General features: G+C 71.1%; 20 protein-coding genes. 10 read left to right on the forward strand and 10 right to left on the reverse strand.

The features are described from left to right. The first annotated feature begins 46 nt into the window (after positions 1 to 46). Both ABD333_RS25975 and ABD333_RS25980 read left to right on the forward strand, forming a co-directional pair. Positions 47 to 433 (forward strand): DUF6325 family protein, encoded by a 387-nt coding sequence (locus ABD333_RS25975; protein ID WP_344545009.1) that lies wholly within the window; start codon positions 47 to 49, stop codon positions 431 to 433. After that, the gene (locus tag ABD333_RS25980; RefSeq protein ID WP_344545011.1) at positions 430 to 621 is read left to right on the forward strand and encodes an SHOCT domain-containing protein; all 192 of its coding nucleotides are present in this window, start codon (positions 430 to 432) and stop codon (positions 619 to 621) included. Before ABD333_RS25975 ends, ABD333_RS25980 begins: the two co-directional genes overlap by 4 nt. 17 nt (positions 622 to 638) lie before the next feature. On the opposite strand, the gene ABD333_RS25985 is transcribed toward ABD333_RS25980, so the two are convergent. Together ABD333_RS25985 and ABD333_RS25990 are read right to left on the reverse strand one after the other, a co-directional pair. Further along, the gene (locus ABD333_RS25985) at positions 639 to 1160 is read right to left on the reverse strand and encodes a TetR/AcrR family transcriptional regulator (RefSeq protein ID WP_344545013.1); all 522 of its coding nucleotides are present in this window, start codon (positions 1158 to 1160) and stop codon (positions 639 to 641) included. 47 nt (positions 1161 to 1207) lie between these two features. Then, positions 1208 to 1768, reverse strand: a complete 561-nt coding sequence (locus tag ABD333_RS25990; protein WP_344545015.1) for a hypothetical protein — start codon at positions 1766 to 1768, stop codon at positions 1208 to 1210. Positions 1769 to 1927: 159 nt separating this feature from the next. On the opposite strand from ABD333_RS25990, the gene ABD333_RS25995 reads away from it, so the two are divergent. Genes ABD333_RS25995 through ABD333_RS26005 form a run of 3 tightly spaced genes read left to right on the forward strand, consistent with a single transcriptional unit; the run spans position 1928 to position 5359 of the window. After that, on the forward strand, positions 1928 to 3106 hold the full coding sequence (locus ABD333_RS25995) for a hypothetical protein (RefSeq protein ID WP_344545017.1): 1179 nt from the start codon (positions 1928 to 1930) through the stop codon (positions 3104 to 3106). Then, positions 3103 to 4602 (forward strand): substrate-binding domain-containing protein, encoded by a 1500-nt coding sequence (locus ABD333_RS26000; protein ID WP_344545019.1) that lies wholly within the window; start codon positions 3103 to 3105, stop codon positions 4600 to 4602. Before ABD333_RS25995 ends, ABD333_RS26000 begins: the two co-directional genes overlap by 4 nt. Beyond that, complete coding sequence (locus ABD333_RS26005; RefSeq protein WP_344545021.1) at positions 4589 to 5359, forward strand: hypothetical protein; 771 nt, start codon at positions 4589 to 4591, stop codon at positions 5357 to 5359. The genes ABD333_RS26000 and ABD333_RS26005 overlap by 14 nt, the downstream gene beginning before the upstream one ends. Positions 5360 to 5361: 2 nt before the next feature. Here ABD333_RS26005 and ABD333_RS26010 read toward each other — a convergent pair whose 3' ends face one another. After that, positions 5362 to 6303, reverse strand: a complete 942-nt coding sequence (locus tag ABD333_RS26010; protein ID WP_344545023.1) for an MBL fold metallo-hydrolase — start codon at positions 6301 to 6303, stop codon at positions 5362 to 5364. A 122-nt stretch (positions 6304 to 6425) separates the two neighbouring features. On the opposite strand from ABD333_RS26010, the gene ABD333_RS26015 reads away from it, so the two are divergent. Then, a complete protein-coding gene (locus ABD333_RS26015) occupies positions 6426 to 8402 on the forward strand; it encodes a hypothetical protein (protein ID WP_344545025.1) in 1977 nt (658 codons plus the stop codon). A 2-nt stretch (positions 8403 to 8404) separates the two neighbouring features. Here the strand turns inward: ABD333_RS26015 and ABD333_RS26020 are convergent, their stop codons facing one another. Continuing rightward, entirely contained in the window at positions 8405 to 8797 is a 393-nt protein-coding gene (locus tag ABD333_RS26020; RefSeq protein WP_344545027.1) for a nuclear transport factor 2 family protein, read from the reverse strand. A 184-nt stretch (positions 8798 to 8981) separates the two neighbouring features. Between ABD333_RS26020 and ABD333_RS26025 the strand changes: the two genes are divergently transcribed. From ABD333_RS26025 to ABD333_RS26040, 4 genes are all read left to right on the forward strand, one after another. Continuing rightward, entirely contained in the window at positions 8982 to 9155 is a 174-nt protein-coding gene (locus ABD333_RS26025) for a TetR/AcrR family transcriptional regulator (RefSeq protein ID WP_344545029.1), read from the forward strand. Between the two features lie 206 nt (positions 9156 to 9361). Then, the gene (locus tag ABD333_RS26030; protein WP_344545404.1) at positions 9362 to 10366 is read left to right on the forward strand and encodes an NADP-dependent oxidoreductase; all 1005 of its coding nucleotides are present in this window, start codon (positions 9362 to 9364) and stop codon (positions 10364 to 10366) included. Between the two features lie 8 nt (positions 10367 to 10374). Continuing rightward, the gene (locus tag ABD333_RS26035; protein ID WP_344545031.1) at positions 10375 to 11202 is read left to right on the forward strand and encodes an aldo/keto reductase; all 828 of its coding nucleotides are present in this window, start codon (positions 10375 to 10377) and stop codon (positions 11200 to 11202) included. Positions 11203 to 11316: 114 nt separating this feature from the next. Continuing rightward, entirely contained in the window at positions 11317 to 12774 is a 1458-nt protein-coding gene (locus tag ABD333_RS26040; protein ID WP_344545405.1) for a beta-N-acetylhexosaminidase, read from the forward strand. On the opposite strand, the gene ABD333_RS26045 is transcribed toward ABD333_RS26040, so the two are convergent. The 6 genes from ABD333_RS26045 to ABD333_RS26070 form a co-directional block, all read right to left on the reverse strand. Further along, entirely contained in the window at positions 12762 to 14942 is a 2181-nt protein-coding gene (locus ABD333_RS26045) for a glycoside hydrolase family 15 protein (RefSeq protein WP_344545032.1), read from the reverse strand. The two genes, ABD333_RS26040 and ABD333_RS26045, sit on opposite strands and share 13 nt — an antisense overlap. Positions 14943 to 14981: 39 nt before the next feature. Then, a complete protein-coding gene (locus tag ABD333_RS26050) occupies positions 14982 to 16787 on the reverse strand; it encodes a choline/carnitine O-acyltransferase (RefSeq protein WP_344545034.1) in 1806 nt (601 codons plus the stop codon). A 38-nt stretch (positions 16788 to 16825) separates the two neighbouring features. Next, a complete protein-coding gene (locus tag ABD333_RS26055) occupies positions 16826 to 17650 on the reverse strand; it encodes a class I SAM-dependent methyltransferase (protein WP_344545036.1) in 825 nt (274 codons plus the stop codon). A gap of 30 nt (positions 17651 to 17680) precedes the next feature. Next, the gene (locus tag ABD333_RS26060) at positions 17681 to 18526 is read right to left on the reverse strand and encodes a HalD/BesD family halogenase (RefSeq protein WP_344545038.1); all 846 of its coding nucleotides are present in this window, start codon (positions 18524 to 18526) and stop codon (positions 17681 to 17683) included. 175 nt (positions 18527 to 18701) lie between these two features. After that, positions 18702 to 19319, reverse strand: a complete 618-nt coding sequence (locus tag ABD333_RS26065) for an SAM-dependent methyltransferase (protein ID WP_344545040.1) — start codon at positions 19317 to 19319, stop codon at positions 18702 to 18704. A gap of 51 nt (positions 19320 to 19370) precedes the next feature. Then, entirely contained in the window at positions 19371 to 20897 is a 1527-nt protein-coding gene (locus ABD333_RS26070; protein WP_344545042.1) for a vWA domain-containing protein, read from the reverse strand. Between the last annotated feature and the right edge of the window lie 86 nt (positions 20898 to 20983).

The raw sequence follows: 20983 nt of genomic DNA on the forward strand, positions 1-20983 counted from the left end.
GCCGGAGGATTTCCCTCCCTTTGCCTCGCGCGGGTACGTGACCGGCATGAGCTGGGGACCACTGGAATTCCTCGTGCTGGCCTTCCCGGGCTCCGCGCCCGGGAAGGCCGCCGCGGACGCCCTGGCGGTCCTCCACCGGCCCGGCGTCGAGATCGTCGACTCCCTTCTCGTGACCAAGGGCGCGGACGGCGCGGTCACCAGCACCGAGCTCGCCGATCTCCCCGAATTCCGCGAGGTCATGACGCGGCACGACCTGATCGCCGCCGAGGACGCCGACGAGGTCGCCGCGGGCCTCGATCCCGGGACCTGCGCGCTTGCGGTCCTCATCGAGCACGCCTGGGCCCGGCAGGCCGCCGACGCCGTCGAGCGCGCGGGCGGGCGCCTCGCCGCCTCCGTCCGCATCCCCGCCGACCACGTCCCGGAGGAGCCATGAGCCGACGCCGGGGAACGCCGCTCCTGCGCGGCGCCCTCACCACCAGCCGGGCGGCCGACGCACCCGTCCAGATCTCGGTCCGCACGGCCTCGCTCGCCGACCAGCTCCTCCAGCTGGGCCAGCTGATGCAGCAGGGCCTCCTGACGGAGGAGGAGTACGCCGCCGCCAAAGCAGACCTCCTGACCTGAATCGTTCGGAGGGCGGCTCAGGATGTTCCCTGGCGCAGGAAGCGCAGGAGACGACGGGTCTGGTCGGCGTCGGCGCTGGCCAGGGCTATTCCGTTCGCCATGGCGAGGAGGTCTGACACCGTCAGGTCCGCGCGGACGGCACCGGCGCGTTGCGCGCGTGTCAGCAGGGCGGAGGCGGTCGCGTGCATGGACTCGTGCCACTCGTCGAAGAGCCGTGAGCGCGGGCCGTCGCGGGTCAGGGCCAGCTCGCGCTTGGTGGCGACGTGCCTGATGAACGAGCGCAGCCAGCCGAAGAGCGCGTCGGCGGGGGACCGGGCTTCGAGGAGGGCCTCGCCCTCGGCGGCGAGCGCGGCCACCTCGTCGGCGTAGACGGCGAGGAGCAGGTCGCGGCGGGTCGGGAAGTGGCGGTACATCGTGGCGTTGCCGATCCCGGCGCGCCGTGCGACGTCGTCGAGCGGGGCGTCCGCGCCGAGTTCGTCGAAGACCTCGCGGGCGGCGGCCAGCAGGCGGTCGTGGTTGCGCCGCGCGTCCGCCCGCATCGTCCCTCCCGTACCAATCGGGGACTTCCCCGCTTAGCGTACAGGAGCTAGAGGGAGCTTGTCCCGCTTTGGGTGCTCGACCAGGGCCGGACGTGGTCCTTGTCCAGGAGGTCCGGGCGTTCGAGCCGGTCGAGCATCACGTGAACGGCCTGGCGCGCGTCACGGGTCCACGCGAAGCACTGCTCGGCGGACGTGCACTCGGTGGCCGCGCGCCGGCGGGCGGCTTCGACGATCTCGGGCGCGTCCGCGCGAATGTCCGCGGCGTCCCCGGCCGTGGGCAGGTCGGCGAGCCGGTCCTGGAGCCACTCCCAGGGGTCCTCCCGCAGGTAGTGGCGTTCGCTCGGCTCCGGGCCGGTGAAGTGCGGATGGAAGTGGGCGGCCGCGAAGTTGCCGGGCGGCCCGTCGAGCCGGTCGAACAGGTCGGCCCGCCAGAGCGGCCGGTCGATGACGATCTTCTGGGCGGCCGACTCGGTGCCGCGCCGCTCCTGCGGTACGAGCCGCCGCAGTTCCAGGCGGGCCCCGTGCTCCAGATGGCTGTCGTCCAGGTCGATCTCGAACCAGTGCCGGACGAGGATCGCCACCTCGTCATAGACGAACGCGTGCTGCACCGCGCCTCCTTTGATCGTTTGTGACGACGTCCGCATCTTAGGCGGGACGCACGGAACCGTAGGGAGGGGCCGGCCCTCTAATCGTTGGCCGAGATGCATGGATTCGTGGCATACGCGGCCTATAGCGTGAGCGGGCAGCCCTCGGCGCATGGAGGAACCATGGAACCGACGCTGAACGTTTCGCGCCGGCCGGGCCCCTCCTTCCTCCGGCGGCGCTTCCTGCTCAGATTCGCCGCCCTCGCGCTGGCGCCGGTGGTCGGGCTGGGCGTGCTCGGCGGGCACGACAAGATGTTCCTGCCGTTCGAGCGGATCGTCGTGATCAAGGGCAAGCTGGCCTCCAAGGGCGACTACTTCGAGGACGCGAAGGTCCAGCGAATCCTGATGCGGCGCGGCATCCGGGTGCAGATCACCAAGTCGTCCTCCCGGGAGGTCGCGGTCAACTCGCTCGGCGGGTACGACTTCGCGTTCCCCTCGGGGCAGCCGGCGGCGCGGCTGATCCTCGACCAGCGGAACGCGCGGGGCCTGCGCGCCAAGCAGTACCGGCCGTTCGTCAGCCCGATCGTGCTGGCGACGTTCCGGGAGTACGCGGAGACGCTGGCGCGCGCGGGCGTCGCGCGGCGCCAGGAGAGGGCGGGCCCGCTCTACTACGACCTCGACATGAGGGGCTTCCTCGACCTGATCAAGAACGGGCGGCGCTGGAACGACCTCGGCATCGGGCGGCACGGGATGGCGAACGGCAACCTCGTGCTCGCGCAGACGCCGGATCTGTGCGCGGCCAATTCGGCGGCGACCTACATGGGGCTGATCGCGTTCGTCGCGAACGGCGACAAGGCGGTCGGCAGCGCCGAGGAGGCCGTCGCGCTGGCCAGGCGGATCAAGCCGTTGTTGACCGAGCAGGGGCTGCCCACCTCGGAGATCTTCAAGACGTACGCCGCGCCCGAGGGACGCCAGATCGCCCCGATCATCGTGGTGTACGAGCACCAGTTCCTGGCCTACCAGCTCGATCGCCGCGTCGACGGCGACCGGGTGCTGATGTATCCGCAGCCGGGCTTCTTCCCGCTTCCGGAGCTCATCTCGTTCAACGACAAGGGCGACCGGCTCGGCGAGCTCATCGTCAGCGATCCCGAGTTGCGGCGGCGGGCCGTGGAGCTGGGCTACCGCCTGCTCGACGGCCCGGGCGCGCCGCCCGGCAAGCAGCTCGGGGCGTTCCTCGCCGAGAGACGGATCCCGGCGCCCGCCATGACGGCGCCGGACCTCACCAGGACCGTCCTGCCCTCGGTCGCGAACCTGGAGAAGATGCTCGTCGAGGTCGGCTGCACCGAAAGCAAGCCCTCGTGAGGGCGCGCCGGGGGTTTCTGGCCGCCTGCGTGCTGCTCGCCGGGTGCAGCCTGGGCGGTGCCTCCGACCGGACGGAGCTGACGGTGCTGGCTGGGTCGGAGCTCGCCGACATGGCGCCGCTGCTGGAGGAGCTCGACCGCGACACCGGCGTCAAGCTGCGCATGGACTACCGGGACGACACGCTTGAGCCGGGTCGCTATCACCACGATCTGGCCTGGTTGCCGTCCGACCGTTACTTCCGGCTCAGGATGAAGGCGGGGGCAGGCGGCGAACCGCCGCTCAGCACCAGGACGATGTTGTCGCCGGTGGTCATCGGGCTGAAGCCGGAGACCGCGGCGCGGCTTCCCAAAGACCCCTCGTGGGCCGACATCGCCGACGCGGCGGGACAGGGAAGGCTCCGCTTCGCGATGGCGGACCCGAGGACCAGCGGGAGCGGCCTCGGGGCACTGGTCGGGGTGGCGACCGCCGCGCGGGGCGGCGCCCTGCGTCCCGAGGACGTCACCTGCGACCGGCTCCGCGGCTTCTTCGCCGGACACACCCGTGCCGCCGGAAGCTCGCCGAAGCTGGTCGAGGAGTACGTGGCGAACCAGGACCAGACCGAGGGCCTCATCGCGCACGAGTCGACGTTGCTCTCCCTCAATGCCACGGGACGGCTGAGGCGGCCGCTGACGGTCGTCTATCCGCGGGACGGCATGGTGATGTCGGACTATCCGCTGCTGCTCCTGGACCCCGCCAAGCGCGCCGCCTACGACAAGGTCGTCGGCTGGCTCACGAGCCGCACCGGCCAGCAGAAGATCATGCGGCGGACGCTGCGCCGCCCGCTGGGACCGGACGTGCCACGCGATCCGCGGCTGCGGGCCACCGTCGGCAACGCGCTCTACTTCCCCGGCCAGAAGCAGGTGATCGACACCCTGCTGGCGAACTACGACGACCCGGCCGGACGCAAGCCGGACCGGGTGGTGTTCCTGCTCGACTTCTCCCGTTCCATGGCGGGCTCCCGCATCGCGGCCGTGAAGTCGGCCTTCGCCGGTCTCGGCGGCGCCGACGGCTCCTCGGTGGGCCGCTTCGTGCGCTTCCACACGTCCGAAGAGATCACGGTAGTCCGCTTCGGCGGACGGGTCCTCGGCAGGAAGACCTTCACTGTGGGCGCGCCCGGCGCGATGGACCGGCTGCGCGACTTCATCGCCCGGGACGACTTCGACGGTAGCACCGCCATCTGGTCGGCCCTGGACGGCGCGTACGCGCTGGCCGGGGACACCACCCGGCGGACGTCGATCGTTCTCATGACCGACGGACGCAACAACGCAGGCATGACCCTCGACGCCTTCCTGCGCCATCGGCGCCCGCGCGCCGTTCCCACGTTCACCGTCGCCTTCGGCGCCGCCGACCGGGCCGACCTGCGCCGGGCGGCGACCGCCACCGGCGGCCGGCTCGTCGACGGCGATACCCGGCCGTCCCTGCTCGAAGCCCTCAAGGAGATCCGTGGGTGTCGCTGACAGCCTGTGGCGGAGCATCCATCTGCCCTGGATGCTCGTATGGCTCGCCACGTTCGCCTCGCTCGCCGGCCTGGCCGTCTACGCGGCCGTGGCCTACCGGCGCTGGCGCCGGTCCCGGTCCGCGCAGAGCCAGGGCCTGATCGACATCTGCGTCTACCTCAACGCCCGTTCGGTGATGGGCATCTACCAGACCAGCCAGGCCCGTCCCGCCCTGGTCCGGCAGGTCGTCGAGCGCACGACCCAGAGCAGGTCACGCGAGGCCTGGGGCACGCTCTACGGCCTCGGCGGGGGCGGCGGCAAGGAGGTGAGCGACGAACGGCTCCTCAGCTACATCGAGGAGAAGGAGCCGATCAGCGTCATCTCCGAGGTCATGAGCCTGCTCGAAGAGCGGGGCGGCGTCGTCTACGCCGACCTCACCGACGGCACGATCCTGCCAGGCCCCGCCGTGACCAAGGTGCTCGGCGGCAATGCCCGCTCCCTCCGTCTCAGCGATCTGCGCGGCTACTACGTCTCGGTGACCGGCCTCTTCCAGCTGTCCGATCCGGCCGGCGACAAGGTGACGTTCCTCGCGCCGTACGGGACCGCCCCGAGCGGCGGCGAGGCTCCCGCGCACGTCAGGATGACCTGTTCGGCCGGCGGGATGCAGGACGAGGACGAACGCGTCGAACGATTCCACGCCCGCTGCCTCGGCAAGGTCAACGGCTGGGATCCCGAGACCCGCGTCCTCGACCTGCACCCGGTCGCGATCTTCCGCTGAGGTCAGGCGCGGCAGGTCAGCGGCCGTCCGCCGTTGAACGCGACCATGTCGTCCAGCGCGGCGACCAGGTCGATCGGCGCGCCCGGCGCGGCGCCGTCGAGCTCGGCGTAGGCGCGGTAGAGGTTGCCGACGATCCGTTCGGAGTCGCTGAGCTCCGCGTACGGGCCGAGGTCGGTCTCGCGCGCGAGCTCCAGCGGCGAGAGCCCGGCGGCCCTGCCCTTCTCGGCCGTGGCGAGGACGAACCGTGCGTAGTCCACGACGCGTCCGATCAGCTCGGGTCCGCCGACCGGGCCGTGGCCGGGCACGATCGTCTCCGCGCCGAGCGGCGCGACCACCTCGTCGAGCACCTTGATCGCTCCCGTCACCGACCCCTGCATCAGGAACGGCGTGCCCCCGTTGAACAGCAGGTCGCCGGAGAAGAGCACCCGCCGGTCCGGGATCCAGACGATCGAGTCGTTCGTCGTGTGCGCCGGGCCGCCCACGTGCCGGACCTCGCACCGCAGGTCGTCGACCCACACCGTGACCCCCTCGGTGTAGGTGAGGAACGCGGGCTCGATCTCCACCCCGCCCCATTCGACCTTGGTCCAGTACGGCTCGTCGAACGGGCGGCCCCACGCGATCGCGCCCTCGCGCGTGCCCTCGTGGGCGACGATGGTGGCGCCCTCGAAGAGGTAGTTGCCGAACGTGTGGTCGCCGTGGTGGTGGGTGTTGACGAGAGTCCGCACCGGCTTCGACGTCACCGAGCCGATCGCCGCCAGGTACGCCCGGGTCCGGCGCTCGGTGGAGCACGCGTCGACGCTGACCACGCCCCGCGAGCCGGCCAGGAATCCGGTGTTGTTGATCCACCAGGTGCCGTCCGGCTGGATGTAGCCGAAGACGCCCTCGCTGACCTCCTCCAGGCGAGGCGGTGCCGGGGTGGAGACGTCGTTCGCGGTACTGCTCATGGCCAGTGGTCCCCTTGCCAGAGGTGTCGTATGCCCCGCCAACCTACGCTCAGCGGGAGGGGGTACTAAGTCTGTCGTTCACGGCGATTGCACGGTTACTCCGGAGTCTGCATGATCCCGGCATGACACGGCTGCTCGCTGCCTTCGCGGTCCCGCTCCTTCTCGCGACGCTGGTCGGCGTTCCGGCACCGCCCGCGCGCTCGGCCGTGACGACCGGGCCGCCCGGCGGCTGCGACCCGATCGCGCCCGCCGAATGCCTGCTGCCGTTCCCCAACGACTGGTACACCCGCGCCGACAGTACGAGCGGCACCGGCCGCCGCGTGGCGTTCGGCCGTGACGTCATCCCGCGCCCGCTGCTCGGCGGCCCGGTCGATCCCGCACCCTGGAACCGCGCCGACGGGTTCTCGCCCGGCTCGGCCCTCATCGCGCAGGTGCCCGGGATCGACCTGACGGTGACCGGAGCCGCCCCGGTCACCGACATCGGGCGGTCGCTGCGCGCCGACGCGCCCATCGTGATCCTCGACGCGGCGACCGGTGAGCGATGGCCTCACTGGGCGGAGCTCGACGCCAACGCGCCGCGGGACGACCGCAGGGCGCTGCTGATCCGCCCGGCCCGCAATTTCCTCGACGGGCACCGGTACGTCGTGGCGCTGCGCGGCCTGAAGGACTCCGCGGGCCGGACGATCCCGCCGTCCGCCGCGTTCGCGAAGGTCGCCGGGGCGGATCTGGGGGAGACCGACCCGCTGTACGAGCGGCAGCGGCGGCTGAGGCCCGCGCTCGCCCGCCTCGCCGAGGCCGGGATCGACCGGGGATCGCTCACCCTCGCGTGGGACTTCACGGTCGCGAGCACCCGCGGCCTGACCGGCGATCTCCACGCCATCCGGGACGACGCGTTCCGGCGGCTCGGAGACCGTGCCCCGAGCGTGCTCATCACCAAGGTCACCGATGTCGCGCCCGAGGCCGACCCGCGCGTCGGCCGTGAGGTCGAAGGGGTCGTCGCCGTCCCGAGCTATCTCGACACCCCGGGCGGCCTGCCGGGTTCGAGGTTCCACCGGGACGCGAACGGCAGGCCGAGCCGCCTGCTTGCCAACACGCAGGCGGCGGCGTTCCGGTGCGAGATCCCGCGCCGCGCGTTCACCGAACCCTCCAGCCCGGCCCTCTACGGACACGGCCTCCTCGGCAGCCGCAACGAGGTCGGCGCGGGCAACGTCAAGGCGATGGCCGCCGAGCACAACTTCACGTTCTGCGCCACTGACTGGATCGGCATGGCGCAGGAGGACATCCCCAACGTGGTCTCCGCGCTTCTGGACCCCGGCCGCTTCGTCACGATTCCCGAACGGACGCAGCAGGGGATGCTCAACGCGCTCTTCCTTGGCCGGAGCCTCACCCACGCCAAGGACGGCCTGGTCACCCAGAAGGCGTTCCGCACGGCCGACGGCCGCCCGCTCATCGATCCCGGTCAGGGGCTGGTGTTCGACGGCAACAGCCAGGGCGGCATTCTCGGCGGCGCCCTCGTCGCGGCCTCCGACGACATCAGGCGCGGCGTCCTCGGCGTGACCGCCATGAACTACAGCCTGCTGCTCAACCGCAGCTCGGACTTCCCGGTGTACGGGCGGATCCTCGACGTGTCCCAGCCCGACAAGCTCCGGCAGCAGATCCTCCTGGGGCTCTTCCAGATGCTCTGGGACCGGGGAGAGACCAACGGCTACGCCAACCACCTGACCGACAAGCACGAGGTGCTGATGCACATCGCCTACGGCGACCACCAGGTGGCCAACGTCGCCGCCGACGTGCAGGCGAGGACGATCGGCGCGCGCCTGGTCGAACCCGCCGTGGTGCCCGGACGCAGCCCCGACCGCGTTCCGTACTGGGGCATTACGCCCGCCGGAGGGCTGCCCTACAGCGGATCGGCAATGGTCGTCTGGGACAGCGGCACGCCGTCGCCGCCGACCACCAACACCCCGCCGACCCAGGGCGAGGACCCGCACTCGGACCCGCGCAACATGCCGGAGGCGCGACGGCAGAAGGCCGTCTTCCTGCGCACGGGCCAGGTCATCGACGTGTGCGAGGCGGCACCGTGCAAGGCGGACCCGAGTTAGCGTCAGGCCACTCCGGCCTCGCGCTTGATGTCGTCGAACTGCGCCGTCATCGCCTCCGCGAGGGCGTTGGCGGCCGAGAGCGGGCGGACCATCACGCAGAAGCGGTCGATGAGCCCGTTCTCGTCCAGGTGCAGAAAGTCGCAGCCGTGCACCTCGCGGCCGTTGACCGTCGCCTTGAAGACCAGGTGGACGTCACGGCCGTCCGCGTCGTGGAGCTCGTTGACGTAGTGGAGGTCCTCGAAGACCCGCATGACCCCCCGCAGGATCGCGGCGACCATCTCCCGGCCGACATACGGCTTGAACGCGACGGGGCTCAGGAACTCGACGTCCTCGGCCAGCAGGAGCGGGAAGCCTTCGACGTCGCGGCTTTCCACGGCCGCCCGGAACGGGTGCATCGGGCCTCCTAGTCATATTATTGAATAGGTAAGGATGCTAGTCCCGGTGCCGGGACCTTGTCCAGTTCTCACCACGATGGCCCGGCTCGCAGCAGCTGATCCCGGACCACCGACACGTGCGGGTTGTCGTGGGCGCCCGCACGCCAGGCCAGGAAGCCCGTGTTGATCGGCGGATCGGACGACCATGGATGACATCGCCCGTGAAGCGGGTATCTCCCGGTCAGCGGTCTACCAGTACGTCCGCACCAAGGACGACGCCTTCCGCCGGCTCGCCGAGCGTCTGCACAACGACGCGTTCGACCGGGCCCGCGGGTCCGGCTGTTCGCGGACGTCTGCGCGCGGTTCGTCACCGAACTGAAGTCCCTGCTGGCCGGGGTGTTCGCCGAGGCGGGCGTGATCGGCTCGATCACCCCGGCGCAGGCCGCCGACATCTGCATAGCCCTCGTCATGGGCCTGGAGGCGCCGCCGGACGGCACCCGCCTCCTCCAGCCCGCCTCGGACGCGCTGATCAGCGGCCCGCTGACCGCCGGGGCGGTCCCCATCGATCTTCTTGGAGGTTCAGTCATGCCCGTCAGGAGCAGCGAGGTCCACCTGGTGGCCCGGCCCGAGGGAGAGCCCGAGCCGTCGGACTTCGCCCTCGTCGAGACGACCGTGCCGGATCCGGGACCGGACGAGGTCCTCGTCCGCAACGACTGGATCTCCGTCGACCCGTACATGCGCGGCCGGATGAACGACGCGGAGTCCTACGTCCCGCCGTTCGAGCTGGACGAGGCCATGACCGGCGGCGCGGTCGGCACCGTGGTCGAGTCCAACCTGGACGGCGTGCCCGCCGGGACGACCGTCCGGCACTTCCTCGGCTGGCGGGAGCACGCGCTGCTGGGCAAGGGGCGGTTCGAGGTCGTGGACGCCTCGATCGCGCCGCCGCAGGCGTACCTCGGCGTTCTCGGCCTGACCGGCCTGACCGCCTACGCCGGTCTCAAACGCATCGCGCCGGTCGGCGAGGGCGAGGTCGTCTTCGTCTCCGGCGCGGCCGGGGCGGTCGGCAGCACCGCCGCCGTGCTCGCCAAGTGCCTGGGAGCCTCGCGGGTCATCGGCTCGGCGGGCGGGCCGGAGAAGACCGGGCGGATCGTCGAGGAGTTCGAGTACGACGCCGCGGTGGACTACAAGAAGGGCGACGTCGAGGGGCAGCTCAGGGCGGCCGCTCCGGACGGCATCGACGTCTACTTCGACAACGTCGGCGGCGACCACCTGCGCGCGGCGCTGGCCGTGCTCCGCACCGACGGGCGGATCGCGATGTGCGGCGCGATCTCCCAGTACAACGCCACCGAGCCCGTACCCGGCCCGGACAACCTCTTCCTCGCCGTCGGCAAGCGGCTGACGCTGCGCGGCTTCATCGCGGGCGACCACGGCGACTTGGCGCCCGAATACACCCGGCTGGCCGCGAAGCTGCTGCGCGAGGGAAGGCTGCGCAGCGAGGAGACCGTGGTCGAAGGCATCGGCAACGCCGTGGACGCCTTCCTCGGCCTGCTCCGCGGCGCCAACACCGGCAAGATGCTCGTACGACTCTAAGGACGATCATGGAGAACATCGCTCTCAACAACGGTGTCGTGATGCCGCAGATCGGCTTTGGCGTGTGGCAGGTCCCCGACGACGAGGCCTACACCGCCGTCACCGAGGCCCTGGGCGCCGGTTACCGCAGCATCGACACCGCCCGGATCTACGAGAACGAGGAAGGCGTCGGCCGCGCCGTCGCCGCCTCGGGAGTGCCGCGCGACGAGCTGTTCATCACCACCAAGCTCTGGAACACCGACCACGCCCACGACGACGTGCTCCGCGCGTTTGACGCCAGCCTGTCCCGTCTCGGCCTGGACTACGTGGACCTCTACCTCATGCACTGGCCGGTGCCGAGCGAGGACAGGTACGTCGAGGCGTGGCGGGCCATGGAGAAGATCTACGCCGACGGCCGCGCCAAGGCGATCGGCGTCTCCAACTTCACCGCCGAGACCCTGACCCGGCTGCTCGACGAGACCGAGACCGTCCCGGCGGTCAACCAGGTCGAGCTTCACCCCTACCTCGCGCAGAAGGAGCTGCGCGTCCTCCACGCCGAGCACGGCATCGCCACCGAGGCGTGGAGCCCGCTCGGGCAGGGCAAGGGCCTGCTCGACGACCCGGCGCTCAGGCCGATCGCCGACAGGCACGGCAAGTCGCCGGCCCAGGTGGTGCTGCGCTGGCACCTGCAGAACGGCGAGATCGCGATCCCGAAGTCGGTGACCCCGTCGCGCATCAAGCAGAACATCGACGTGTTCGACTTCGAGCTGGACGCCGCCGAGATGGGGACGATCGACGCTCTGGACAAGGGCAGGCGCTTCGGTCCCGATCCCGCCACGTTCAACTGGATGGGCTGAGAAACACCTGGCAGGGCCACAACTGACGGGCCGCTCCCGATAGGAGGAGCGGCCTTCTGGTCAGTGGTGACCCAGCTTTTCATGACAAAGGATGCAGGGGTGGACAAGGTGAATGTGGTCCCTTCGCCCCGCACGATCGAATATCGGGGCGGGTCCGGGCCGTTCGGCGGGGAGGTCCGCGCCCGCGTCGACCCAGGGCTGGGGAACGAGGCGTACCGGCTGACCGTGGGAGCGGACGGGGCCGAGATCGTGGGCGGCGACGAGGCGGGGATCTTCTGGGGCCGCCAGACCCTGCGTCAGCTGCTCGGGCCCGACGCGTTCCGGCGGGCCGCGATCGGCGGGCCGCCGGTCGTCCCGTACGTGACCATCGAGGACGCGCCGCGCTTCGGGTGGCGGGGCTTCATGCTGGACGTGGCGCGGCATTTCATGCCCAAGGACGGCGTGCTGCGCTATGTCGACCTGCTGGCGGCGCACAAGCTGAACGTGCTGCACCTGCATCTGACCGACGACCAGGGGTGGCGCGTCGAGATCGAGCGGTATCCGCGGCTGACCGAGGTGGGGTCGTGGCGGCGGCGCAGCCAGCGCGGGTGGGGCTGGCCGGCCCAGTGGGACTACCGGCCCCACGGGGGCTTCTACACCAAGGACGACCTGCGCGAGATCGTCGCCTACGCCGCGCAGCGGCACATCACCGTGGTGCCCGAGATCGACATTCCGGGGCATTCGCAGGCCGCCATCGCCGCGTACCCCGAGCTCGGCAACGGTGACGTCATCGACGTGGCGGCCCTTGAGGTGAAGACGGACTGGGGCGTCAACCCGAACGTGCTCAACGCCGAGGAGCCGACGCTGCGCTTCTACGAGGGCGTGCTGGAGGAGGTCCTGGAGGTCTTCCCGAGCACGTTCGTGCACATCGGCGGCGACGAGTGCCTGAAGGACCAGTGGCGCCGGTCCCCGGCGGCGCAGGCGCGCATCGACGAGCTCGGAGTCGAGGACGAGGACGGCCTGCAGAGCTGGATCATCCGGCACTTCACCGGCTGGCTGGCCGGGCGCGGGCGCAGGCTCGTGGGGTGGGACGAGATCCTGGAGGGCGGGCTCGCCGAGGGCGCGACGGTCGCCTCGTGGAAGAACTACGAGGCCGGGATCATCGCGGCCGAGGAGGGGCATGATGTGGTGATGTGCCCCAGGAGCGCGGTCTACCTGGACTACCGGGAGTCCGAGGACCCCGGCGAGCCGGTGCCCTCGGGCAAGGTGACCACCTTGGAGGACGTCTACCGGTTCGAGGTCGTGCCGCCGCGGCTGGCGGGCACGCCGCATGCGGAACGGGTGCTCGGGGCGCAGGCGAACATGTGGACCGAGGTCGCCGAGACCCCGCAGCGCGTGGACTACCAGACCTTCCCGCGGCTGGTCGCCTTCGCCGAGGTCGTGTGGTCGCACGAGCACGACTTCGAGTCGTTCCAGCGGCGGCTGCACGCGGCGCACTACGCGCGGCTGGACGCCATGGGCGTCGACTACCGCCGCCCCGATGGTCCCCGGCCGTGGCAGTCCCGGCCGGGCATCCCCGGCTATTCGAGGTAGCGGCGGGCCACCACCGACGGTGTCTCGACAGGGCGTCCGGCGGTGATGGATTGCGCGAGGCGCACGTACTGTCCCTGGGCCCAGGCGAGGGGAGCGGCGGAGCCCGTCGGCCCGCCGAAGACGAACCCGAACTGGTCGGGCCGGTCCCACGCCTGCTCGGGGATGAGATGGCCCTGGTTCGCCGAGTCGGCCATGGCCTGCAGGTACGACCCGGCCGGACGTCCGGCGGCGAGCTCGTACTCGCCTCGCTCGCCCGAGAGAAGCGGCCAGACGCGGCCGGTGAGGCGGCCGTGGTTCGCGGGCCAGCCCGTTCCGTCGTCCTGGCTCTCGCCGTACGAATCGTGGTTGTAGCGGTGCCAGTAGACGGCGCCGCCGGGCGTCGTCACCGAGGTCACCCCGTCCAGCTCCGGCAGCGAGGCGGTCACCTTGTCGTGCGAGGCGGGACGGATGCCCAGCCGGACCAGCTCCAGGAAGCCTCCGTCGACGATGTCGCGCTCCCACCACGTGCCGTCGCGGAACGTGCGGGCGTGCGTGTCGTCCGGGTCGGTGCCGTGCTCGACGCGTTCGTAGTAGCGGTGGTCGCCGAAGTGTCCGGTGCTGGTGAACGTCCAGCCGTCGAGGCCGTCGCGCCAGGAGTCGGCCGTCGACTCGTAGCGGGCGGCGCTCGCGGTGTCGCCGTTGCGGCGCGCGATGTCGGCCGCGCAGACCAGCCCGGCGATCTCGGCGGCGACGGTCGAGGGCGAGATGCCGTCCTGCTCCTCCCAGCGTTCGCCCGGTGTGCGCGGCCCGATGTCCACGAGGTGGTCGGCGGTGAGCTTGATCCTGTTCCAGACGGCGGCGTCGGTGAGGCCGGTCTGCCAGGCGAGCACGATGGCGAAGGCGTCCTGGTCGAGCTGCTCGCAGCAGCCGAGCTGCCGCGGCGTCGCGCCGCCGACGCCGCTGACCGGCGAGTAGCGCGGGAACGAGCCGGGGCCGTACCAGACGCCGTCGCCCTGGGTCCACGCGGTGATCTGCTGCCGTTCCCACAACCAGACCGCCATGCGCCTGGCCTGGGCGGTGTCACCGGCCGCCAGCAGCGCGGTCGCCTGCTGGTAGAGGTCGCGGCCCCAGACGCGGTGGTAGCCGTCGTTGAGGGCGTCGCCGTTGACGTAGTCGCCCCACGGCGTGGACAGCGACGCGACGTTCGCGCCACGGTACGTCTTGTCTTCGGCGGCGTGCAGGCCCATGACGCTCACGTTGTACGTGCGGCGGCGCTTGGCGTCACCTGAGACGCTCGCGGGCACCGGCTTGGCCAAGCCGTCGAGGTAGCCGTGCCAGCCCGTCCGGTAGGCGGTCTCCACGGCGGGGAATCCGGCGTTGAGGGAGGCGGTGGCAGCGGCGGTGGCGGCGGCCCGGTTGGGGCCGAACCCCAGGGCGAGCGTGAACGTGCTGTCGGCGCCGACCGGGATCTGCGCGGTCTGGACGATGTTGCCGCCGCTCGTCGCGTCGTACTCCGCGGTCAGCCGCCTGTTGGCCTGCAGGTCGCGGTAGCCGTCGCTGGCCGTCCCGCTGTAACCGGTCGACCTGCGGGCGAATCCGGCCGAGGACTTCAGCGCCGCGGCGACCGTGCCGCCGAAGACCGGCCGCGGGTCGCTCGCCACCAGGGCGCCGTTCGCCGCGTCCCAGGCGCCGGTGTCGTCGCCGCCGCCACCGGCCAGCGACGGGTTGTGGAGCACGTACAGCTGGTACGAGCCGCCGTCGAGCGACTGGAAACGGGTCCGCACCAGCAGGGTGGAACGGGCGGGATCGGTCACGTAGGTGCTGGTGATCCGGTAGCGCCCGCTGCGCGCCGTGTTGGTCACCGTGTACTCCAGCGCCTTCTCGTCCGGCATCGACACCGCGTGCGCGGTCGCGTCACGTTCGAGGTCGGTGAACGAGGAGCCGTCCGTCACGACGTACTGCAGGTCCTGGACGTTCGCGACGTCGGCACGCGGATAGAACACCTCCGACGTGACGCCCTTGGCCACGGTGAACCAGACCTTGGAACCGGTCGTGGTCGCCGTGCCCAGGGCGGACTTGTCGCCGGTGGTCCACGACGAGGCGGCGCCGGGCGCCCCCGGCGCCTCCGGGGGCGCGGCCCACGCCGACGAGGGGACCACCAGCGGCAAGATCAGGATGAGCGCTGCCACCACCCGCATGCTTCGAGCTTCCTACAGCGCCGCGCGTGGTCAAGGGGTGGTGAGAAGCTCCCGGAGCTCGGCCACCGCCTCCCGGAGCCGGTCGGCGAAGGCGTGCATCGCGTCGGCGACCGCCGCCGGCGTGCTCAGGTAGACGTTGAAGCGGTCGGGGAGCAGGACGTAGCCGACCCCGATGCACTGGGTGCTGGTCGACCCGAAACCGAAGTAGCGGATGTTGGTGGACGGCGCGGAACTGGTGCTCAGGTAGTCGTCGCGCATCTTGACCCAGCCGGGGGAGCCGAACAGCGCCATCGGCTCGGTCACGCCGAGCTCCTCGCCGCGCCGCTTCTGGATCAGTTGCAGCTCCCAGAGGTGCTGCTCGGGCACCTGGCCCGCCTGGCACGCCTTCGCGCGTTCGACGTGCTTGTCGGCGGCGGCCCGGAAAGCCGCGCGGCGCGTGCCGGCGTCCGCGCCCGGGTCGTCCATGGCCTCGACGAACCGCAGCACCTCGGGCGTGACGACGCGCATCGCCTCGGTGCGCCCGCGCCGGTACTGGCGCGTGGCGATCGACTCGTACGTGGCGCCCACGAACCCCTTCGAACGCTTGTGGGCGAGCTGGTAGGCCAGCTGGACGAACGCGTCCGGCGACATGCGCAGCCGTTTGGCGTCACTGGCGCCGAAGTCGTCGAACGACACCGTCGTGGTGGCGGTGTCGGCCGCGTACCGCGCGAACGACGCGGCCGCCTCGCGCACGTCGGCGCGCAGCGCGTCGTCGAGGACGAACTCGATGGTGTCGACGGCGGGCGCGCCCTGCGACCGGGCCTCCGACTGCCGGGAGTGCTCCTCGGCCGGTTCGCCCATCAGCGCGTCGACGAAGCTCAGGATCGTGGTGCCGTCCAGTTCGCAGTGCTCCACGTTGATGCCCGCCGTGCCGTCGGCGAAGACGACGAACGACACCGCCTTGTCGAACCACCGGTTGCCGCTGTCGCCGTGCAGCAGCCGGTCGCACGCGTCGAGGTCGTCGCGCGGGGCGGTGTCCTCCAGGCAGACGCAGAACAGGGCCGTCTCGACGTCGTAGAGCCGCGCCGCGTTCCCGGGATCGGCGGCGAGCAGCGCCTCCCGGCTCGCCGCCCACTCCGCCCGGGCCTTGGTGGTCAGATGGCCGGCCGGGGCCGCCGCCGGTACGTCGTTCTTCATGATCTCGCCGAGCCCCGCGGCGAGCTCGTCGAGCGTGTGGGGCCGTCCGGCCGGGCCGATCACGTCCATGCGGACCATGTGGCCGCGGAAGAACACCACGATGTGGCGGGCCTGGGAGGGCCCGGGCCACTCGTCGGAGTAGGGGGAGCGCACGGTGTCCTGCACGGCGCCGGGGATCCTGGTCGTGGAGAACAGGAACTTGTTCTGCTCCATCGTGAGCGGCCGGCCACGCTGGACGATGGGCGGGACACGCTCATCATCCAGCCGTGCCTTGTAGTTGAGCGCCGCCGCGATGAGCCCGGCCGCCCGCTCGACCTGCCCCTGGCCGGACTCCCGGAACAGGAAGAAGAAGTTGGCGTTGAGCGCGATGCGGTCGCGGCGGCCGAGATACCGGTAGGGCCAGAACGTGTCGAGCCAGCTGTGCACGCCCGGGCTCGCGTCGTACTCCGCGAGCGCCTCGTGCAGCCTGCGGCCGGGACCGTCCGGGCGCAGGAACGCGGCCAGCGCCCGCTCGGTCTCCGCGAGCTCGTCCGGGGTGAGCAGCGGCGCGCACCACTCGATGAAGCGCCTGCCGCTGTCGTCGAGGGAGGGCAGCGGTACCCGCGGCAGGTGGTCCTCGTTGCCGAAGGTGCGGGAGGAGGTGCTCTGGCTGCTGGTCAACTCGGATCCTCGATCTGGGCTTGAAGGGTCGGAGGAAGTCAGGTGAACACGCGTCCGCCGCCGTCACGCGGACGGGACACGAAGAGCTCCGCGTAGAACCAGCCGTCGGTCTCCAGGCCCCGCGGATCCACGTCGATGCCGGCGAGCCTGTCCAGGACGAGGGACTGCTCTTCGGGCGTCGCGAAGCGCCGCTGCTTGAAGACACCCTCATGGCGGACGGTCTCGTACCCGGCCTCGGCCAGGACCTCGGTCACGGGATCGAACGGGAACATCCGCAGCACGAAGTGTGCCATCCACGGTTTGCGGCCGCCATGGACCGCGACGATGCGGGAGATGGTCCGCTCGGTGACATAACCCACGCAGCCGGTGGAGATGACCAGGTCCACCCCGGCGAGCCGTTCCCGCTCGTGCGGGGTCGGGTCGCGGGCCTCCAGGTCCGCGTGCATCGCGCCGTCGATGAAGCCGGCCTGCAGCGCGTACTCAAGGGCCTGGTACGAGGCGTCGAGCCCGAGGAACCGGGTGCGTTTCAGGCGATCATGCGAGTCGACGAGCTCGCGGTCGCCGGCCAGCAGCTCGCCCCGGTCGGCGTCCTCGGCGTCCCCGTACCGGTCGTACAGCTCCTTCATGGTCGTGTCGCATCGCAGCAGCGCGGCGTTGATGCCGTAGGAGCAGCCGATGTCGAGCACGGTCGGGATCGAGACGTCCCGGACGTCCCGGTATTCACCGATGAGCTCGGCGAAGAACGGTTTGGCGAGGTCAGGGATGGTGTAGCCGAGCCCGCGCAACGTGCCGAAGTAGGCGCGTGGGTCGGGCTGGGTGTAGATGTGGTCGAGTGAGATCTTCCCGGTGGTATCGACGCGCACGGCAGGTCCCCTAGTCCAAGAGTTGGCCGACTAGTCCAAGAGCTGGTCGACCCGTACGGTCCCGGCCTCCAGATGCACGGGCAGCACGCGCCCGAACAGTTGCCGCGTCCGCGCCACGCTGCCGATGACGCCGGGCCGCTCGCTGTAGGCGAAGATCGCTGAATGGCGGGCTCGCGTACCCTCGACTGCGCTCACGCGATGCAGCGAGTAGCGGCCCTTGAACAGTTGCAGGTCGCCCGGCCTCAGGGGCAGCCGCCGCACGAGCGGCTCTCCGCGCCCCTCCAGGACGCTCCGGACGTCGTCGAAGTTCTCGGCGTCCGCGGATCTGATGCCGGGGCAGTACTCGAAGACGCCGCCGGACTCGGGCTCCTGCGTGAGCATGCTGACGGTGAACTCGTTGGTGTCGAAATGCCAGGGGTGCTCCCTGCCCGGTTCGAGGACGTTCAGGCAGAGCCCCGACAGCGGGTCGGCGAGCTCGAAAACGCGCGGCAGGCCGAAGCACCTGGCGACGAACCGCTGAAACGGTTCGCTGGAATAGAGCTGCTGAATAACGGAGGCGGGGGGAATCCGGTCCCGGGCGACAAAGGCGTTCCCGCGCTCGAACGTCTTCCGTCCCGGGTGCCCTTCCGGGAGCTCGGAATCGACCGCGATGTTATAAACATTTACGGTCTCGACGTCATAGTGTGCCAACGGGGCGACGGCCGCGCCCTCACGGCCCAGGGTGTCGCGCACCGCGGGCCGGATGAAGTCGCGGAGCACACTGCACCCGGATTCCCGCAGGTCGGCCTGGACTCGGCGGACGAGTGGCGCCCACTGATCCGGTTCCGCCAGCGGATAGCGGGCCGTGTTGACCACCCGTTCGACCGATGTGCTCATGAAGACCCTCTCGCCCGGACCTGAGAAAGTCTTAGCACATCAATTAGTGCTAATTCATCGCAGCATTTACGGTCGTGCCTTATCGGCCGTCCGCAGAATTGGGGCGGTGACCTGCGCTTTTGATGGTCCTCGGGGGTGGTCGCACAACGGCCCCTTCGGTGTGGTGTGGGCCAGATCACGTCCTCCGTGCGAGCGTTCGCCGCTTGCCGCCCGCGACGTCCTCCTGCAGGACAACGGCGAAATCCCGGGGAAGCAGCGAAGCGGGCTGACCGGCCTCCAGGCACCATCGCGCCGGCAGGCGCGGCCGCTCGGCCCGGGCATCGAGCGTGAACGCCTCCCAGCCGAGTGCACCGCCGGGCGCGACGGCGTCCACCACGCCCTCGAACACGGCCCGATCCCAGAACCCGGTGCACAACACCACCGCGAAGGGCTCCTCCGCGCGCCACGTTCCCAGGTCGGCGTGCACGAGGGTGAGAAGCTCCCGGACGCCTCGCCGCCGCGCCTCCCGGTCGAGCAGGTCCAGCGCCACCTCCGAGACGTCCACCGCCGTCACCCGCCGCCCGTTCGAGGCCGCGAGCAGCGCGCTGCCCGAAGGCCCGCACGCCAGATCGAGCACCGGCCCCTCGGGCGGCGAGAGCGCCAGCGCCGCCTCCGCCACCGGATGCGCCCGGAAGGATCCGCCCGCGCCGTCCTGCTTCTCGGCGTTCTTGGCGTTCTTGGCGTACTTGGCGTACTTGGCGTTCCAGCGCAGCCGGTCCGGATGACCGCCCAGCTCACCTCCCAGTTCACCCATGCCGCGGACCCTACCCCCACCGTGCGCCGCGGTGGGGGTGCGTGAGGGCGGTCAGACCGTGGTGGCGCGGGACATCAGGTCGGCGAGCTCGCGGACGTCCCGGTCCTCGGTGGCGGAGCCGAGCGCGGTCACCTGGCGGATCAGCTCGGGAAGGTCGGCGACCTGCTCGCCGGGGACGCGGCCCTGGCTGATGAACGGGCCTTGCGACGGCGTGGTGTAGGGGCTCTGGGCGCCGTGGCCGGGGTCGCGGTCGCGGAGGTGCTCGGCGAAGTAGGCGGCGGCCACCGCGACCCGGAGCCGCGGGGTGCCGCTCTCCCACAGGTCGGGCGACAGGTCGCCGACCGTGATCGTCCGGCCCTGCTCGGCCGCCCGGCCGGAGTCCGGGTCCTGCCAGCGCACGGTGACGTCGGCGAGGTGACCGGAGGCGCCGGGACGCAGGCGCACCGCGTAGAGCGCGGTGACCGAGTGGCCCGGCCCGATCTCGCCGCCGTCGACGGAGTCGTCGCGCAGGTCCTGCGGGCGCAGGCCGCGGTTGTCGTAGCCGATCAGCCGGTAGGTGTCGACCTGCCGGGAGTCGAAGGCGACCTGCGCCTTGGCGTCGCGTGCCCGGACCTCGACCGTGGCCGGCAACTGCTCGACGAACAGGCGCTTGGCCTTCTCGGCGTCGGAGATGTAGACGGCCCTGCCGTTGCCGTGGTCGGCGAGCTCCTCCATCAGCTTGTCGCCGTAGTCACTGCCCACGCCGACGCACAGCAGCGAGATGCCGGTGCCCGCTTCCTCGCGGACCTTGCTCAGGATCGGCCGCGACGTGGTGGCGCCGGTGTTGGCCAGGCCGTCGGACGCGAGGATCACGCGGTTGGTCACGCCTTCGCGGAAGCCGCGGCGGGCCTCCTTATAGCCGAGCGTCATGCCCGCTTTGAGGTTGGTGCTGTCGCCGGTGTCGAGCGAGTCGATGGCGCGGTGGAGTTCGGCGCGGCGCGAGACCGGCGTCATCTCGCGGACGAGGGTCGCGTCGCTGTCGTAGGCCACGATCGCCACCGAGTCGCTCGGCCGGAGCCGGTCGATGAGCGCGTGCAGCGCGGTCTTCAGCAGGTCGAGCCGGCCGGGCTCGCCCATCGAGCCGGACGTGTCGACGACGAACGTCAGGTTGGCGTCGCGGCGTGCGCCCCCGGTGGCACGCCGGGTCTGCAGGCCCACGCGCAGGAGCCGGACGTCGCCTGCCCGGCCGCCATCGGCCGACACCGCGAAGCCATTGCCCTCGGGTTCGGCGTAGCCCTGCTTGAAGTGGTTGACGAACTCCTCAGGACGCACTGTCGCGGGGTCGGGGCGCCGCCCGTCGAGCAGCGCCCGGCGGGCGTAGCCGTAGGACGCGGTGTCCACGTCCAGCGCGAACGTCGAAAGGTAGGAGGAGGGCTGCTGTTCGAGGAGCCGGTCCTCCGGGACGGTTCCGGGGTGGGCACGGCCGATCGGTTTCTGGTTCCCGTCGCCCGCGGATTTCGATTCGCCGGCACTGCACGCGCTGGTCAGGAGAGCAACACCAAGTGCGGCCGCTGCCAGGGCTTTGCCTCGGTTTCTCATGACCGCGTAGACGGCCCCGAGGCAGGGCCCGGATCCGCATGCTATGCACCCGTGCCCCAACCGAGACAAACCGTTCATCTGGCATC

It is taken from the genome of Actinomadura fulvescens, assembly GCF_039533225.1.
GTDB lineage: Bacteria > Actinomycetota > Actinomycetes > Streptosporangiales > Streptosporangiaceae > Spirillospora > Spirillospora fulvescens.